The organism is Neorhizobium sp. P12A (assembly GCF_008365395.1).
Classification (GTDB): Bacteria; Pseudomonadota; Alphaproteobacteria; order Rhizobiales; family Rhizobiaceae; genus Rhizobium.
In genome coordinates, this window is sequence record NZ_QOVX01000002.1 from 816,017 (window position 1) to 833,066 (window position 17,050).

The window sequence follows — 17,050 nt, forward strand, 5'->3', positions numbered from 1 at the left end:
CCCTAGTGATGCAGAAAAGTCACACTCTGGCAGCGTTGTCGCCAGAGTGCTAGCCGCTGCCGTTTGACGATCTTGCCAGATGTCGGGGAGGCGCTAAAGTTGCCTTACTGTCATGTCAAAATTGCGAGGCCTCCATGGCGTCGGCACTCTTAAAGATTGTCAAGAAAATCATCAAAACCGGCTCCCTCCGGTTGACGCTCGCCGATGGCGAGACGTTCACCCTGGGCGACGGGTCCGGCGACCTTGTCGCAGCGCGTTTTGCCGATCAGGAGGCAGAGGATGCGGTTGGAACCGATCCGACGCTGAAACTCGGCGAAATGTACATGGAAGGTCGCTTCATCCTCGAGCAGGGGAACATCTACGATTTCCTCGAGCTCGTTAAGAAAAATACGACCGATGAAATCTTCGATTTCAAAATTGCAATGCGTCTGCTTGGACGCATTGCCTGGCAGCAGATCAAGAGTCGTTCGCCGATCAACCGCAACAAGCACAATGTTGCGCACCACTACGATCTCTCTGCCAAGCTTTTCGATCTGTTCCTCGACGATGACTGGCAATATTCCTGCGCCTACTTCGAGCCGGCAGGCATCAGTCTGGACGAAGCGCAGCTTGCCAAGAAGCGCCATATCGCCGCCAAACTTCTTCTTGAGCCGGGCCAGAGCATCCTCGAAATCGGCTCGGGCTGGGGCGGTATGGGCATGTATCTTGCCGAATCCGCCGAAGGCACCGATTTCACCGGCATCACGCTCAGCGAGGAGCAACTGAAAGTTTCGCGTGGCCGCGCGGCCAAACGCGGACTGACGGACCGAGTCCGCTTCGAGTTGCAGGACTACCGCTACATGAAGGGCAAGAAGTTCGACCGGATCGTTTCGGTCGGCATGTTCGAACATGTGGGTATCGGCAACTACGGCAAGTTCTTCAGCAAGGTGTCTGATCTGCTTGCCGATGACGGTGTCATGGTTCTGCATTTCATCGGCCGGCCGAAGCCGAGCTTCGCGACGAATGCCTTCATCGAGAAGTACATCTTCCCGGGCGGCTATATCCCGTCGGTCGCCGAGACCATGCCGGCACTCGAAAAGGCCGGCCTTCTCGTCAAGGACATTGAAATCCTGCCGATGCACTACGCTTATACGCTGCGCCACTGGCGCGAACGTTTCGTGGCGCGAAAGGCGGAAGCTGTCGCCCTTTACGACGAGAAATTCTTCCGCATGTGGGAGTTCTACCTGGCCGGCTCGGAAATGGGCTTCCGCTGGGAACAGCTCTTCATCATGCAGATCCAGATCGCCAAGAACCAGTTCGCCGTTCCCGACAACCGTAACTACATCGCGGAGCGGGAAGCCAAGCTGAAGGAATTCGAGGCCACCCGCGCTCCGCTGGAGAAGGTGACGTTCTGAAACCCTATGGATGCTTGAAAGTTGAAGCCGATCTTACCCTGGTAAGGTCGGCTTTTTGCATGTGCGCTTTGCCGAAATCGCCTTGACGGCGGTTATTTCACGACTGTGACCGTGACGTTATCATCATCGACCCTGGCCACACGCAGAGCGCTGAGGCGGATCGTAAACTGGTCGGTGCCCGTATAGCCGGGATCGGGCGTGTAATAGACCGCATTTCCTTGGACGGGCTTGCCACTGCAGACATAGCCAGGACCGTCCTTGGGGTAGTGCACTCGGACTTCTTCGTGAACGACCTCGATCTTGCCATGCGCCGGTTGCTTGATGGCCGCCGTATAGGGATAGCCGGCAAATTCACAATCCGCCTTGATATGGGCGGTGGAGCCGATCTTGGTACGTTTGCCCGACACGGCTGTCGCTTTGGTTTCCCTTACCTTCGCTGTCGGATCGGGCAGGCCCGCACAGCCCGATAGAACCAACGTAGTCGATGCGCAGAAGATTATCGCAAAAGAAGAAAATTTCATGATTCGGCCCCAGCAGATATTGCATTCTGCTTGCCTTAATTACTTGTCGCGCCGAAATCTCTTTTAAAATTCTATATATAGTTGCGTCTTCTTGTCGCTGATATCCATTGTTCGAAGCCGCTGTAACCGCTCGAATTGCGGCTAGCCGCCGGCACTTGCGTCTTCTTATTTTCCAGACGCAGCGGCACCCTTAATCCTTTGTTGGTTCTTTTCTAACATTTTGGCCTCAGTCATCGAATTCTTCCGGGAACGTTAGCAGAGTGTTTCAGGTGGCGTCCCTGCTCGCGCGTATAACCCGACCGATTTGATATAATGTTCCGGGCTGTCCGCGGCCCTCTGTATTGCGTTTCGTGGAGTATTTGCGTGTTTTTCAAATCTTGCTCATTGCTTTCGATCGGCCTTTTGCTGGGTTCGGCCACCATGGCTTCCGCTGGAGATGGCCGCCCGTGGTGGTCCGGCGACTGGTATCTGAGCGTCGGCGCAGCCGGTTTTGTCGCCCCGAAATTCCAAGGCGGCCGCCACGACAAGCTGCAGTTTCAGCCTCTGATTTCTTTCGGCAAGCAGGGTGGCGGCTCGCGCTTCACCTCCCGCAATGACAGCCCGTCCTTCTCGCTGCTCGACAATGGCGCGGTCCGTGCCGGTCTCGTCGCCAAATATGATCCAAGCCGCGATGCCAGCGACGATCACGCGTTGAAGGGCCTGAAGAAGGTGAAATGGGGTGCGGAAGCGGGCGGCTTCGTCGAGGTCTATCCAACCGACTGGCTACGCGCCCGCGCCGAAGTCCGCCAGGGCATCCGCTCGCATAGCGGCCTCGTCGCCGACACCTCGATTGATGCCTTTACCGATATCCTGCCGGATCTGCAGCTCTCCGGCGGTCCGCGCGCGACCTGGGCAACCGGCAACTATTTCGACACTTATTACGGGGTGAACGCCAAGGAATCGGCTGCGAGCGGCCTCAGCCCCTACAATCCGGGCGGCGGATTGGAATCGGTCGGTGTCGGAGGTGCGCTGACCTGGAAGGCCACGCGCAACCTGACCACCAGCTCCTTCGTAGAATACAAGCGTCTTCAGGGTCCGGCCGCCGACAGCAGCCTCGTCAAGGAGAAGGGTTCGCGCAACCAGCTCCTGATCGGTCTTTCCGCGACCTACAAGTTCAATTTTACGCTGAACTGAGACACTCCTACTTAGTCGCCGCCGCTTGACCGCGGCGGCCGGCGCTCGCTACTACTGCTGCCATGCAGAAGATGAGCGATTTGAACGGGCGCGTCGCCGACGCCCCCTCCGGAAACTGGGTATATCGGATCCTGCCGCCTTGGTTGTGGCCCTATGCGCAGCTGGCGCGTTGGGACAGGCCGATCGGCTGGCAGCTTCTGATGTGGCCCTGCTTCTGGTCGGTCACCCTGGCGGCCAACGCCAAGGCTGCCTCCGGTCAGTGGGTCGGCGGGATGCTTGTTTATCATCTCGTGCTTTATTTCATCGGCTCCGTCGCCATGCGGGGGGCCGGCTGCACCTATAATGATCTCGTCGACCACAAGATCGACATGGAGGTTGCCCGCACGCGGTCGCGCCCCCTGCCGTCCGGGCGTGTCAGCCGCACACAGGCAAAGATCTTCATCGCGCTTCAGGCCCTGGTCGGCCTGGTGGTCCTTCTGCAGTTCAATCTGTTCGCGGCTATTCTCGGCCTGCTGTCGCTCGCGATCGTCGCCCTCTACCCTTTCGCCAAGCGCTTTACCGATTGGCCGCAGTTCTTCCTCGGACTTGCCTTTTCCTGGGGCGCTCTCATGGGATGGGCGGGTGTCTATGGGACATTGTCCTTCGCAGCCGTGCTGCTCTACATCGCCTCGATTCTATGGACGATCGGCTATGACACGATCTATGCGCACCAGGACAAGGAAGATGACGAGCTGATCGGCGTTCGCTCCACGGCAAGACTGTTCGGCGATAACACACGTCTCTGGCTGATTGGTCTCTATGGCGCAGCGCTGGTTCTGATGTTTATCGCCTTTGCCTTGGCTGATGCGGGCGGCCTGTCCTATATCGGGCTTCTCGTTGCCGGCGGCATCTTTGCCTATCAGATCGCGCGGCTTGATATCAACGATCCGGAACAATGCTTGGCACTGTTCAAGTCTAACGGCAATGTCGGCGCCATCATCTTTGCCGGCCTGTTTGTCTCGGTTCTGTTTCTCATCCCGTAATCAAACAGAAAGCCCGACACTTGAAGGTATCGGGTTTTCCGGAAGAATGTGCCGTTTTTGGCTCAGCTGCGGGCGATGATTTCCCGGCCCTGGATCTTCATCTTAACGCCGAGCTTGCCGGTCGTGCGACGGACGAGGAAGCGGGGGCGGCGGTTGGCGAAATAGGAATGACGCCGGCGCGGACGCATTTCCTGCGTGCGGATGCCGCCGAGATGCTCTTCGAGCGGACGGGCGATGCCGTCGGCCTCGACCATAAGCATGGGAATCTGGAAGGCTTCCGACCAGGAACGCCAGTCGGCGGCGATGTCGCTGAGATCGTGGGCGACGAGCAGCGGAATGCAGAGATCGGGATCGTCGTGATGCAGTTCCAGCGTGACCGTAACCTCACCATCGCCATGGTCGATGGCCCGGGCTGCAACGCCTTTGAATGCTCGCTTCGGCAGTGCAATGGAGAGCGGCAGTCCGCTGGACTGCAGGATCTTGCGCAGCACGGCGCCACGCTCGTCTATCGTGATACTGACATCTCCGGATGAGCCACGCATGGCGTAGCTGACTTGCTGCGGGAAACGGTGAGGATCCAGCCGCAGTGTCGTTCCAGCCCATGCGGGCTTCAAGACGGTATTTGTCATCGATTTTCTACCCTTGTCTTACCTGAGAGCCGGTTTTCCGGTCTTCTTTCGGGAGGGCTTTCGTCCTCTCGATACGGCAAGACTAGGCGGTCGCTCTTCCAGACAGCTTAAAAATCGCGGTTAAGAAAACTTTGCGTCGCCAGATGGTTAGCAAAAGCGAAGCCGTCAGGGTTTCCATTCCGTGAACGCTCGGCGGCATTCGGCTGTGTCGATCCGGGGCAGTGGGGGAACAAGTTCCTGTAAGTCTCGGGTAAGGTTTCGGCGAGATAATGGGCCATAGATTCGTTATGCATACTTTAGAGACATATTGAAGGATCTCGCTATGGTCTCGACCTATCTTGGCTATACCAATGCCACAAAGGATATGACGACAACGCTCAATCGCGTCGCGTCGCAGTCGGACATCAAGCGACAACAGGCCTATTACGACGCCAATATAGGCAGCGTAAAAACCGTCGACGACTTCCTCAATAACTACCAGATCTATAGCTATGCAATGACGGCCTATGGTCTTGGCGATATGATCGACTCCAAGGCCATGATGAAGGAAGTTCTGACGAGCGATCTCAGCGATCCGAACAGCTTCGCAAACAAGTTGTCCGATCCCCGTTACAGGGAGTTTGCTGCAGCCTTCAATTTTGGTGTCAGCACCGCCGCCAAGCCGGTACAGGATACGGAGCAGGCCTCGACGCTGACCGATCTCTATACCCAGTCTTTTTCCACCGAGGAGACTGATGCGGCAACTGCGACTTCCTATTACGACACCCAGGTCGACAAGGTGAAGAATGTCGACCAGCTTCTGGCCGACCCGCAGCTCAAGGACTACGTGCTCAAGGCATATGGCATCGATCCGACCTATGCTTCGGACAGCTATCTCAAATCCGTTCTGACCAGCGACCCCAATGATCCGAACAGCTTCCTGAACAAGAACGGGACCGACGCTTACAAAGCGCTGGCCGCACAATTCAGCTTCAATAGCGACGGCACCATTTCCGGGGCGACGGCGCAGACGGCGGCTCAGAAGGCGGCCGTCGAAAGCCAATATAACTACGCTGTCCCGTCATTTACGACCGCTGTGGGTGCGAAGGACAACACCCAATATTATCAAAGCAAGATCGGCTCCATTACGTCAGTCAGCCAGTTGACGAGCGATACCCGGCTTTTCGACTATGTTAAGGGCGCCTACGGCCTGGATCCCAAAATGAGCGCGCTCGCCTTTTCCGAGGTTATGGCCAGCGATCCGAACGATCCCACTTCATTCGCAGTTTCGATCGGCGCCACTGCCGTGCTTGGCAAATTCAATTTCAATGCGGACGGCTCGGTGCCGTCAGGCGAGTCTGCTCAGACCGCCGCCGAGGTGACCGCGACCACAAAGAATTACACTGCCAACTACGATAGCGCTCACCAGACGGATATAACGACCGCCGTCAAGAATTATACGACCAGGATCGCCGGCATCACCAATATCAAGGACTTCTTCGTCAGCAACGCCAGCGACAAGAATCTGCTGAACGACGACGATCCAGAACTCTATCAGATGGCGTTGCAGGCCTATGGAATAGATCCAACACAGGTCTCGCAGAGCGAATTCACAAAGATCGTAGAAAGCGATCCCTACGATCCGAAAAGTTTTGTGAGCTCGCTTAAGGATCCTCGCTATACCGATCTTGCCAAAGCGTTTGATTTTGACAGCTCCGGAAAGGCGCAGGCGCCGGTCCAGCCGCTGTCTCAGACCACCATCAATAATTACGTGAGTGAAAACGAAGGTCTCGCTACGATTGATCTGAGCGGCCCCGACTTGACCAAGGCCGAAACCGACTCCAAGAACGATGCGACCTATTTCGCCCAGAACATATCCAAGGTCACGACGGTCTCCGACTTCCTGAAGGACAGCAAGCTCGTCGATTTCGTCCTGACCGCCAACGGGATCGATCCGAAGAGCGTCACGACAGATACGCTGAAGAAGGCTTTCGCCTCCGACCCGACCAAGTCCAACAGCTTCATCAACACACCCGACGGAGCGCAGTTCAAGGACATCGTCGATTCGTTCAATTTCGATACGAAGGGCAATCTGACGAACGCGAAGATAGGCACGGCTCAGGATCAGGGCAATCAGATCCAGACCGATAATCTCTACCTGCATCAAAACCTGGAAGAGCAGGACGGCGAGACCGATGAGGGCGTCCGCTTGGCCCTCTATTTCCAGCGTAACGCGTCCAAGGTCCACAACATGTACGACATCATGGGCGACACCGCGCTTTACCAGGTCATTACGACGACCTTCAGCCTTCCCTCTGGCCTATCGTCCGAAGATACCGACACCCAGGCGAAGGTGCTTGCCAAATATTTCGACGTGAAGGACCTGCAGGACCCGACCAAGGTCGACACGCTTCTGAAGCGCTTTTCGGCAATGTATGACCTGCAGAACAGCAATGGCTCGTCGCCGGCCCTAAGCATTCTGCAGGGCTCCTCCTCTTCCTCTTCTTCCTCGGGTGCCGGTGCCGGCGTCAGTAGCGACACGCTTCTGTCCATTGCCCAGCTTTCCTCCAGGTAATCTTCTCGACCGGACCTGATTCGCAACGATCCTGCCTTTTGGGGGGCGGGACCGATCGAATGCGACCGTCATTGGGACGTCCGCCAGCCCGGACGTCAGTCTTCCCGTGGCCGCACTTTCCTTGCTCGTCAGCGACTTGGCAACACTCCTCTGCGAAGCGTGTCTTCTCCTGTTCACGACGGCTTCTTTTGAAAGAACTTATTAACCCTCCTTGCCCTATTCGAATGAGGAAGCCATCGGCAAATCAATGACTGGATTGCAGGTCTCATGCGTTTTCCCAGAAACAACTTCTCCAACATGACAATGGGCCATCCGCAGGATGACAACGAGGCCGATCAGGCCCTGGCCGAAGCCCGCAGAGCCGAGGAAATCGCCCAGCGTCGTGCCTATCTGGAACAGAAGATTTTCCAGGCGCGTGAAGCCAAGCGTCGGGCAGCGGAAGCGCAGGCACAGCAGGCCTCCCAGCAGCCGTCTCAGCCGCAGGCGCCGGTACCCAATCCGGATATGGCGGCCTCGCAGCAGCATGTCCGCCAGACGACGCCATTGGTGCCTCCGCTGGTCCCCGCGGAAGCCGTTGTCGCGCCGGACTGGCAGCGAGCCTTCTCGCTCGCGCCGAATGTTCGTTTCACCCGTACGCCGGAAAGCCAGATCCCCCGCCGCAACGTTCCGGATCCGCGGACGCTCCTTGCCGCCAAAAGGGCCGAAGCGTTGCGACAGTCCACTCAGGTACAGCCGGCAGAAACACCTGTCCCAGCAGTCGAGGTTCAGCCAAATCAGGCCGCGTCCTTGCCTGATTCGCTCGCCGGTTCTTCCGTGCCGCAGCCATCCTACGTTCCCGCTGACGTTCTGCCTCCGGAATTGACGCCGCGGCCCATGGAAGCAGGCCTGGAATTTGCTGCTCCGGTTCCGGAAGTGCAGTCCGCCATCAGCTTGGCCGGCGTCCTTGCTACGGAAGCATCGAATCCTGTGTCCCGCCTCGCCAATCTCTCGGACTTCGCCTTCTGGGACGTCATGCCCTTCGACGAGAGCTTCGCGCCGATCCCGGAAGCACCTTTCATCGCGCCGCCGCATCAGATCGCACCTCGAATCGAAATCGCACCGGAATCGATCCTTTCGCTTTATCGGATCATCGAATGGCATCACGGCCTGCGCCAGAGCGTCGATATTCCCGTTCTGCCACAGGTAGTGGCTGAGCCGGTTCCGGTTCCCTCATTTCAGCCGGTACAGGCAGAGGCGATCCCTGTCGTCGCCCCGGAGCCGATGATAATTCAGGAGACCGCACCGCAGCCCGTCATCGTGGCGCCGCCCGTTGTCGAACCCATCGCTATCGCGGCCCCGGCTCCGGCACCCCTGCCGCCGCAGCCTACCGTGCAGGATGTTGCGCCGGTCGCTGAATCCCCCATTGTTGCCGCCCAACCTGCGTCCGTTGTCAGCGCGCGTCTTCAGCCGCCTCCCGCGCGTCGCGACCGTCCCGTCGCCCCAGCGCCGATGGAATGGCGGCCGGTTGCAGTGACCAGCGACGGCGACTACCAATTTCCGCCACGCGAACTGCTGCAGGAACCTGTGGCGCGCACGGGCGTCATCATGACCCAGGAGACGCTGGAACAGAATGCCGGCCTTCTGGAAAGCGTTCTGGAGGATTTCGGCGTCAAGGGCGAGATCATTCATGTTCGCCCCGGTCCCGTCGTCACGCTCTACGAATTCGAGCCCGCGCCCGGCGTCAAGTCCTCGCGCGTCATCGGCCTCGCTGACGACATTGCCCGCTCCATGTCGGCGCTGTCGGCTCGCGTCGCCGTCGTGCCTGGCCGCAACGTCATTGGCATCGAGCTGCCGAATGCGCTGCGTGAAACGGTCTATTTCCGCGAGCTTATCGATGCGCAGAGCTTCGAGAGTACCGAATTCAAGCTGGCGCTCTGCCTCGGCAAGAATATCGGTGGCGAGCCGATCATTGCCGAGCTGGCCAAGATGCCGCATCTGCTTGTCGCCGGCACGACAGGCTCGGGCAAGTCCGTCGCCATCAACACCATGATCCTGTCGCTGCTTTACAGGCTGACGCCGGAACAATGCCGCCTGATCATGGTCGATCCGAAGATGCTCGAACTCTCCGTCTACGACGGCATCCCGCATCTGCTGACCCCTGTCGTTACCGATCCCAAGAAGGCCGTCATGGCGCTGAAATGGGCCGTGCGCGAGATGGAGGATCGTTACCGCAAGATGTCGCGCCTCGGCGTGCGCAATATCGATGGCTACAATTCCCGCGTCCGTCTGGCGCGTGAGAAGGACGAGACGATCAACGTCGTCGTCCAGACCGGCTTCGACAAGGGCACCGGCGCCCCGATCGAGGAAAGCCAGGAGATGGACCTGACGCCGATGCCCTATATCGTCGTCATCGTCGACGAAATGGCCGACCTGATGATGGTCGCCGGCAAGGAGATCGAAGGCGCGATCCAGCGTCTGGCGCAGATGGCGCGCGCGGCCGGCATCCACCTGATCATGGCAACACAGCGGCCCTCGGTCGACGTGATCACCGGCACGATCAAGGCGAATTTCCCGACCCGAATCTCCTTCCAGGTGACGTCGAAGATCGACAGCCGCACCATTCTTGGCGAGCAGGGCGCCGAGCAGCTCCTCGGCCAGGGCGACATGCTGCACATGGCGGGCGGCGGCCGTATTTCCCGCGTCCACGGTCCTTTCGTGTCAGACGAGGAAGTCGAAAAGGTAGTGGCTCACCTCAAGACCCAGGGACGTCCCGAATATCTCGACACCGTTACTGCAGGCGAAGACGAAGAAGACGATGAGGACGAAGGCGACAGCGCCGTCTTCGACAAGACGTCGATAGGCTCCGAGGACGGCGACGATCTCTACGAGCAGGCGATCAAGGTCGTCATGCGCGACAAGAAGTGCTCGACCTCCTACATCCAGCGCCGCCTGGGCATCGGCTATAACAGGGCCGCCTCGCTGGTCGAACGCATGGAAAAGGACGGTCTCGTCGGTCCGGCCAATCATGTCGGCAAGCGCGAGATCATCTCGGGCAACCGCGATGCAGCCCCAGCCGTACGGCACGAGGACATGGACTGATCGTCGATCAATTGGCCTCGAACGGACGAACTGTGCCGGCATGAGGTGCCGGCCGGACGTCCTGCCACCGGCAGCAAGTCGCCAATTTGCCACGCCGAGATAATAAACGGCGTGGTTGTGCATCTGGACATCGTATCAAATTGACAGCTGTAGTTTCTCCCGAATATTGATTGGCCAATCAAACTTCGTCGGGGGATATTCATGAAGTTTTTCACTTGCCTTGTTTTATCGGTTTTCATTGCAAATTCAGCGTTAGCTGCCGGAAGTAGCTATACTTGGTCCAAGGCTGAATATGGCTACAACAGAAATGTTCTGGGCGATCCCTGGGTCTACAATCGAGTGTTGGAAAATTGCATGAAAGAGTCGCCACCCAAAGCAACTCTAGAGAAGCTTTCCGCCTTCATGCATGTACCCGTCTCGCAGGTGACGAGCTTGTATTGCCGACGTACCTTGAAAGCATATGAGTCCGGCAGGATTTCTTATGATGACTATCACAAGCTCCAGGCTGAGCATGTAATGTCGCCAACTATCGCCAAGGTGATTCAGGGCAAGTAAGCTCCGGCTTATCAAGCCGCTGTCAGCGGCTTGATGTTGGCAGCGGGCCCTTTTGCCCGCCTAAACGTTCACCACTTTGCCTGGGTTCATGATCCCCGCCGGATCGAACGACCGTTTGATCCGGCGCATCAGGTCCATTTCGATCTCGGACCGGATCGAGGCCAGCTCGTCGCGCTTCAGCTGCCCGATACCGTGTTCGGCGGAGATCGAGCCCTGATGCGCAAGGACGAGGCCGTGGACGATCTCGTTCATTTCATGCCAGCGGCCGATGAATTCCGCCTTGTCGGCGCCGACCGGCTGGGAGATGTTGTAATGGATGTTGCCGTCGCCCATGTGCCCGAAGGCGCAGATGCGGGCGCCGGGAATCGCAGCCATGACGGCCTCCTCCGCCTTGCGCATGAATTCGGGGATGTCAGAGACAGGCACCGAGACATCGTGCTTGATCGAACCGCCCTCGGGCTTCTGCGCGTCGGACATGCTTTCGCGCATGTGCCACAGCGCCCTTTGCTGTGTCTCCGAACTGGCGATCGTCGCATCCTGCACCAGTCCTGCCTCAAAACCCTGTTCGAGAAGCGCGGTCATCATTCGTTCCGCCGTCTCGGCTGAGTCGGACGTGGAGATGTCGATCAGCAGATACCACGGATGCGCTGTTTCCAGCGGATCGCGGACGCCCGGAATGTTGCGGACGGTGAATTCGACGCCGATGCGCGGCATCAGTTCGAAGCCCGTGAGAGCCGGCCCACAAAGGCTGGAGGCATTCTTGAACAGGGCCAGCGCATCCTCGACAGACTGGATGCCTGCAAAGGCAACCTGGTGGCCGAGCGGCTGCGGGAAGAGCTTCAGCACTGCCCCGGTGATGATCCCGAGTGTCCCTTCCGCGCCGATGAACAAATCGCGCAGATCGTAGCCCGTATTGTCCTTCTTCAGCCGCCGGAGTCCATTCCAGATCTCGCCGGTCGGCATCACGACCTCGAGGCCGAGGCAAAGCTGGCGCATGTTGCCGTAGGCGAGGACGGCAGTACCCCCTGCATTGGTCGAAAGGTTGCCAGCAATCCGGCATGAGCCCTCGGAACCGAGTGACAGCGGAAACATCCGGCCATGCTCTTCGGCTGCCTTCTGCACATCGGCAAGGATGCACCCGCCGTCGACGACCATGACGTTGGCGACCGGATCGATGTCGCGGATACGGTTCATGCGTTCCAGCGAGACAATGATGTCGGAACTGCCCTCGCGAGGCGTCTGGCCGCCGACGAGACCGGTGTTACCGGTCTGTGGCACGATCGCCGTGCCGGTTTCCGACGCAAGCGTCAGGATGGCCGAGACTTCTTCGACCGAGCCGGGCTTAAGGAGCAATGGTGAGGAGCCGTGATAAAGGCCGCGATTTTCAATCAGATGGGGTGCCAGATCGGCCTCGTCGCGGAGCGCATGGCTCGCGCCCACGATGGCGATGAAACGGTCGAGAAGGGCGGGAGAAAGGCTGCTCATCGATTGATCCTTATTCGCGAGGTGCTGCGGCGCGGCTCAGCCGATCGTTGATCGCTTCCCCCAAACCTTCGTTCGGGATCGGGGAAAAGGCGATCGTCTCCGCCCCGCTGGCATCGGCCTTCTTCATATAGTCGAAAAGATTGGCTGCCGCCTCGGCCAGATCGCCGCGGGGGCTGAGATTGAGCACTGTCTTTGCGCGATTTGCGCCTTTTATCTCGGCTGCGCCGAACAGGATCAGGGCTTCGTCAGGCTCGACTGCGGTAGCGGCAAGACGAACCGCGGCACCGGGCGCGTAGTGCGACGCCAGCATGCCCGGCGCCTCGATGGCTGCCGACGCCTTGCCGGAACGCAAAAGCCGCTGGCCGGCGACGCGTTCGATCTCCGAGGCCGCCAGTCCGCCCGGCCGCAGCAGCCGCAGCTTGCCGTCCTCGACCTTGACGATGGTGGATTCGACGCCGACCGCGCTCGCCCCGGCATCGAGGATGAGCTCAATCTTCTCGCCGAGATCCTCATCGACATGGGCAGCGCTGGTGGCGCTGATCTGGCCTGATGTATTGGCGCTCGGTGCGGCGAGCGGTCTGCCGAAAGCTTGGATGAGGTTGCCGGCAAAACCCTTGGGCACGCGGATGCCGACCGTATCGAGACCGGCCGTTGCCAGCGAGTGGATATTGCTGTCCGGTTTCAGCGGAACGATGATGGTAAGCGGTCCCGGCCAGAAGGCTTCGGCAAGACGACGCGATATCGGATCGAATTCGGCATGCTGTTCTGCCATGGCGAGATCGGCCATATGGCAGATCAGCGGATTGAAGCGCGGGCGGCCCTTGGTTTCATAGATGTGGGTAATGGCGACAGGATTGGTCGCGTCGGCAGCAAGTCCATAGACCGTCTCGGTCGGCATGCCGATCGGGAAGCCTTGCGCCAGCACTGCGCATGCTTCCTTTATCGCTGCATCGGGGCTTTTCAGGATGTCGATATGTCTTGCCATGACCTGCCGTTTCCGTTCAGGCAGTCATTAGTCCGATCGCAATGGCCGATCAATCCGAAAGGCCGCTCAAAGTTGCCGGATGATTTCCCGAAGCTGCTCGTTTCGCGCGCCCAGCAGCAGGACGTTGCGGATAGCGACTTGCGGGTCGTGGGTGCGGAAAAGGACGCCGTTGCTGCGGATCGTGCGGTCGATCGTCAGCGACTTGTCTTGCGAGTCTTTGTTGGGCTGGACCGCAACCGCGAAATACATGCGCGACATCCTGAGGTCTATTTCCTCGAAGAAATTATCGTTCTCGCCGATCTTGGCAAAGAAGTTCGCGATGTAGAAGGCCCAGTTCACATGGTCGAACTTGGCAAATTGCGTCCGTGATGCCGTGACATGGCAGTAGCCGAGATGGGGACTGTCCGCCAGCGTGCGATGAAAGATCATCTTCGGAAACTGGATGGCGCGGTGAAAATTGTTCAGCCGGTCATGCGTCTTCTCGCCGGCTGCCTGCAGCTTCGCGGCCGTCCTCTCAGCAACCTCTTCATGAGTGAGATAGCGGCGCTCCTCGGAAAGCCAGTTGGCCTTGGTGCGAATGATGCGGCCCGTTCGGAGGAATTCGGAGTGTACCGCGGCGGGACGTTGCTGCTCGGCTTCGTACGGCTTGCGTGCATCGAAATATCTGAGCTTTGCCATGATCGTCACTCGCCGCAATTGGTATCTCTATTCAGGATAGGGGCCTTGCCTTAACCCGGGCTTAAATCGGCTCGCGCGTCCTGCGTTGTTATTCGGGTCGGAAAGACCCGGTTTCCAGCGGCTGTCGCAAACGCGATATGAAGCCTGGCGATACATGGGAAATCATTGTCCGGAACATCCGTGACCCGCCGAGCATACCGTCTAATACCCTGATTGTGTTGCAATATATGCGGATGTGCAGCGGCAGGATCGCTTGCGTCGTCAATTTCGAAGTCGATGTCGCATTGCAGCCACGCGCCGCCACCGGCTGATGATTATATGGGACGAAATCTCAAGGTGCCGCCTGCTAGGGGAGGCGGAGAATTGGGAAGCCGGTCAAATTCCGGCGCTGCCCCCGCAACGGTGGTGGAGTGGATCGCGGCAATAAGGCCACTGGGCGAAACGCCTGGGAAGGCGCCGCGAAGTTCCTACGGGAACGGCTCCTGAGCCCGGAAACCAGCCATTGGGAGCATGTTTTGACCTGAACTGGTCGCGGTGGGCGGCCGGAGGCAGTTTGGCACCGGCACGCAGCCGGCCGTCCAACCATGTCCTCCGTCTCCAGAGCGGCGAAAGCGCATGAGGATATGACAATGGATATTCGCAATACCGTTCTTCGGCAGCTGAAGAACCGCCGTGAAGGCTTCAGCCTGGAGCAGCCCTTCTACATCGACCAGGACTATTTCAAGCTCGACATGGAACTGATCTATTATCGCGACTGGCTGTTCATCGGCCATGACTGCGAGATCCCGAAGGCCGGCAACTACTTCACGGTCCAGATCGGCGATTACCCCATCGTCATCGTCCGCGGTCGCGACGGTCAGATCCGCGCGCTGCACAACAGCTGCCGCCACCGCGGCTCCCGCGTCTGCACGTCGGAGCGCGGCTCGTCGGCAAAGCTTGTCTGTCCCTACCATCAGTGGACCTACGAGCTCGACGGCTCGCTGCTCTTCGCCCGTCAGATGGCCGAGGATTTCGACAAGACACAGTTCAACCTCAAGCAGGTCCATTGCGAGAGTGTCGGCGGCTATATCTTCATCTGCTTGGCGCAGAACGCACCTGACTTCGCCCCCGTCCGGGCCTCGATCGAGCCCTACATGAAGCCGCATCGCCTCAGCGAGGCGAAGGTCGCCTTCCAGAGCACGATCATCGAAAAGGGCAATTGGAAGCTCGTCTGGGAAAACAACCGCGAATGCTACCATTGCGCCGGCAACCATCCGGAGCTCTGCCGCACCTTCCCGGAAGCACCGACCGTGTCGGGCGTCCAGGGCGCGATGAGCGACCCTGTTATCGTCGCCCACTGGCAGCATTGTGAGGCCGCCGGCCTGCCAAGCGAATTCAAGCTCTCCGCCGACGGCCAGTACCGCACGACCCGCATGCCGCTGATCGAGGGTGCTGAAAGCTACACGATGAGCGGACAGCGCGCCGTCAAGCGCCAGCTGTCGGATGATGTCAGCCTCGGTGGCATCGGCACCATGCTTCTCTTCCACTATCCGACCACCTGGAACCACGTCCTCGGAGACCACGCGATCTCTTTCCGAGTCCTGCCGCTCAATGCCGAGGAAACGGCCGTTACGACCAAGTGGCTCGTCCACAAGGATGCGGTCGAAGGCGTCGATTACGATCTCGAGGAACTGACCCACGTCTGGACCGAGACCAACGATCAGGACCGCCGCATCGTCGAGGAAAATGCCTTCGGCATCCATTCCCCGGCCTATGAGCCCGGTCCCTATTCGGAAATGCACGAAGGCGGCGTCATGCAGTTCGTCGAATGGTATTCGAACTTCATGATCAATCGCCTCCAGGGCGATCAGAAACTGTCGGCGGTGGCGTGAGATGAACATGGCGCTTTCGGTACGACACCAGCACCTGGACGAGATGAAGCCCTGGAGCGACAGGCAGCATCTCCTTGAATGCCTGTCGGCAACGCCGGAGGCGCCAGACGTGATGACCTTCACGTTCCGCTCCGATAAGGACAACTGGTTCCGCTATCTGCCGGGCCAGTTCGTCACGCTTGAAATTCCGGTCGGACCGGAACAGTCGGTCATGCGCACCTATACGCTGTCCTCGACCCCATCGCGGCCCTTCTCGATCGCGGTCACGGTCAAGGCGCAGGCAAGCAGCATCGGCACGCGCTGGATGTTCGAGAACCTGAAGCCCGGCATGCGCATTCGCGCCTTCGGGCCGCTCGGCGATTTCACCCATATCCGCCATCCCGGCGAAAAATACCTGCTGGTCTCGGCCGGATCCGGCATCACGCCGATGATGTCGATGACGCGCTATATGGCCGACACCGCGCCGATGTCCGACATCACCTTCATCAACTGTTCGCGCGGGCCATCGGAGATCATCTTCCGGTCGGAGCTGGAATATCTCGCCCGCTTCATGCCGAACCTCAACCTCGGCTTCATCGTCGAGGCCTGCGCGCGCACCGACCTGTGGTCCGGCCTCAAGGGCCGCATCGACAAGGCGAAGATCGCGCTGCTGGCGCCCGATTTCATGGACCGCACGATCTTCTGCTGCGGCCCTGAGGTCTTCATGGACAGCGTCCGGTCCATGCTGGAAGCGCATGGTTTCGATATGGAACGCTACCATCAGGAAAGCTTCCAGCCGGCTCAGGCCCCGACGCCGCTCGCCGAGGTCAGCGACGACGGCGCCGCGCAAGCTGCGACCTCCATCCGGTTCACCATGGCCGGCAAGGAGGTTTCCTGCCCGTCGGGCCAGACGATCCTTCAGGCAGCCCGCGGCGCCGGCGTGCGCATCGGAGCCGCCTGCGAATCCGGCCTCTGCGGCACCTGCCGCGTGATGAAGCTCTCGGGTGACGTCGAGATGAACCACAATGGCGGCATCCTCGACGACGAAATCGACGAGGGTTATATCCTGGCCTGCTGCTCGCGCCCGAAGTCGAATGTCGAGATCGAGGCCTGAGCGCTCGGTATT

General features: G+C 59.2%; 13 protein-coding genes and 1 riboswitch. Of the genes, 8 read left to right on the forward strand and 5 right to left on the reverse strand.

Annotation, left to right across the window (positions count from 1 at the left end):
• The first annotated feature begins 134 nt into the window (after nt 1-134).
• Nucleotides 135-1,394, forward strand: coding sequence for a cyclopropane-fatty-acyl-phospholipid synthase family protein (locus DTW90_RS09985; RefSeq protein WP_132521562.1), 1,260 nt, complete (start codon nt 135-137; stop codon nt 1,392-1,394).
• A gap of 92 nt (nt 1,395-1,486) precedes the next feature.
• On the opposite strand, the gene DTW90_RS09990 is transcribed toward DTW90_RS09985, so the two are convergent.
• Nucleotides 1,487-1,915: a hypothetical protein gene (locus DTW90_RS09990; protein WP_132521564.1), complete on the reverse strand. Its 429-nt coding sequence runs from the start codon at nt 1,913-1,915 to the stop codon at nt 1,487-1,489.
• 420 nt (nt 1,916-2,335) lie between these two features.
• On the opposite strand from DTW90_RS09990, the gene DTW90_RS09995 reads away from it, so the two are divergent.
• On the forward strand, nt 2,336-3,088 hold the full coding sequence (locus DTW90_RS09995) for a MipA/OmpV family protein (protein WP_245512653.1): 753 nt from the start codon (nt 2,336-2,338) through the stop codon (nt 3,086-3,088).
• Between the two features lie 62 nt (nt 3,089-3,150).
• Nucleotides 3,151-4,110: a 4-hydroxybenzoate octaprenyltransferase gene (ubiA, locus tag DTW90_RS10000; RefSeq protein ID WP_149337986.1), complete on the forward strand. Its 960-nt coding sequence runs from the start codon at nt 3,151-3,153 to the stop codon at nt 4,108-4,110.
• A 62-nt stretch (nt 4,111-4,172) separates the two neighbouring features.
• Here ubiA and DTW90_RS10005 read toward each other — a convergent pair whose 3' ends face one another.
• Complete coding sequence (locus DTW90_RS10005) at nt 4,173-4,739, reverse strand: DUF6101 family protein (protein ID WP_132521570.1); 567 nt, start codon at nt 4,737-4,739, stop codon at nt 4,173-4,175.
• A 322-nt stretch (nt 4,740-5,061) separates the two neighbouring features.
• Here DTW90_RS10005 and DTW90_RS10010 point away from each other — a divergent pair, with 322 nt between their 5' ends.
• The 3 genes from DTW90_RS10010 to DTW90_RS10020 all read left to right on the forward strand — a co-directional run bounded on the left by DTW90_RS10010 (nt 5,062) and on the right by DTW90_RS10020 (nt 10,926).
• Complete coding sequence (locus DTW90_RS10010) at nt 5,062-7,293, forward strand: DUF1217 domain-containing protein (RefSeq protein WP_149337988.1); 2,232 nt, start codon at nt 5,062-5,064, stop codon at nt 7,291-7,293.
• Between the two features lie 267 nt (nt 7,294-7,560).
• On the forward strand, nt 7,561-10,371 hold the full coding sequence (locus DTW90_RS10015; RefSeq protein ID WP_132521574.1) for a DNA translocase FtsK: 2,811 nt from the start codon (nt 7,561-7,563) through the stop codon (nt 10,369-10,371).
• A 201-nt stretch (nt 10,372-10,572) separates the two neighbouring features.
• Nucleotides 10,573-10,926, forward strand: coding sequence for a hypothetical protein (locus DTW90_RS10020; protein ID WP_132521576.1), 354 nt, complete (start codon nt 10,573-10,575; stop codon nt 10,924-10,926).
• A gap of 60 nt (nt 10,927-10,986) precedes the next feature.
• On the opposite strand, the gene DTW90_RS10025 is transcribed toward DTW90_RS10020, so the two are convergent.
• From DTW90_RS10025 to DTW90_RS10035, 3 genes are all read right to left on the reverse strand, one after another.
• Nucleotides 10,987-12,411: an FAD-binding oxidoreductase gene (locus DTW90_RS10025; protein WP_149337990.1), complete on the reverse strand. Its 1,425-nt coding sequence runs from the start codon at nt 12,409-12,411 to the stop codon at nt 10,987-10,989.
• Nucleotides 12,412-12,421: 10 nt separating this feature from the next.
• Nucleotides 12,422-13,396 (reverse strand): L-threonylcarbamoyladenylate synthase, encoded by a 975-nt coding sequence (locus DTW90_RS10030; RefSeq protein WP_149337992.1) that lies wholly within the window; start codon nt 13,394-13,396, stop codon nt 12,422-12,424.
• Between the two features lie 66 nt (nt 13,397-13,462).
• The gene (locus DTW90_RS10035) at nt 13,463-14,074 is read right to left on the reverse strand and encodes a DUF6656 family protein (protein ID WP_149337993.1); all 612 of its coding nucleotides are present in this window, start codon (nt 14,072-14,074) and stop codon (nt 13,463-13,465) included.
• Between the two features lie 317 nt (nt 14,075-14,391).
• Nucleotides 14,392-14,593, forward strand: a riboswitch (cobalamin riboswitch).
• A gap of 110 nt (nt 14,594-14,703) precedes the next feature.
• On the opposite strand from DTW90_RS10035, the gene DTW90_RS10040 reads away from it, so the two are divergent.
• Both DTW90_RS10040 and DTW90_RS10045 read left to right on the forward strand, forming a co-directional pair.
• Nucleotides 14,704-15,945 carry an aromatic ring-hydroxylating dioxygenase subunit alpha gene (locus DTW90_RS10040; RefSeq protein WP_149337995.1) on the forward strand — a complete coding sequence of 414 codons (1,242 nt, stop codon included), beginning with the start codon at nt 14,704-14,706 and terminating at the stop codon, nt 15,943-15,945.
• 1 nt (nt 15,946) lies between these two features.
• On the forward strand, nt 15,947-17,038 hold the full coding sequence (locus DTW90_RS10045) for a hybrid-cluster NAD(P)-dependent oxidoreductase (protein ID WP_149337997.1): 1,092 nt from the start codon (nt 15,947-15,949) through the stop codon (nt 17,036-17,038).
• The last annotated feature ends 12 nt before the right edge of the window (nt 17,039-17,050 follow it).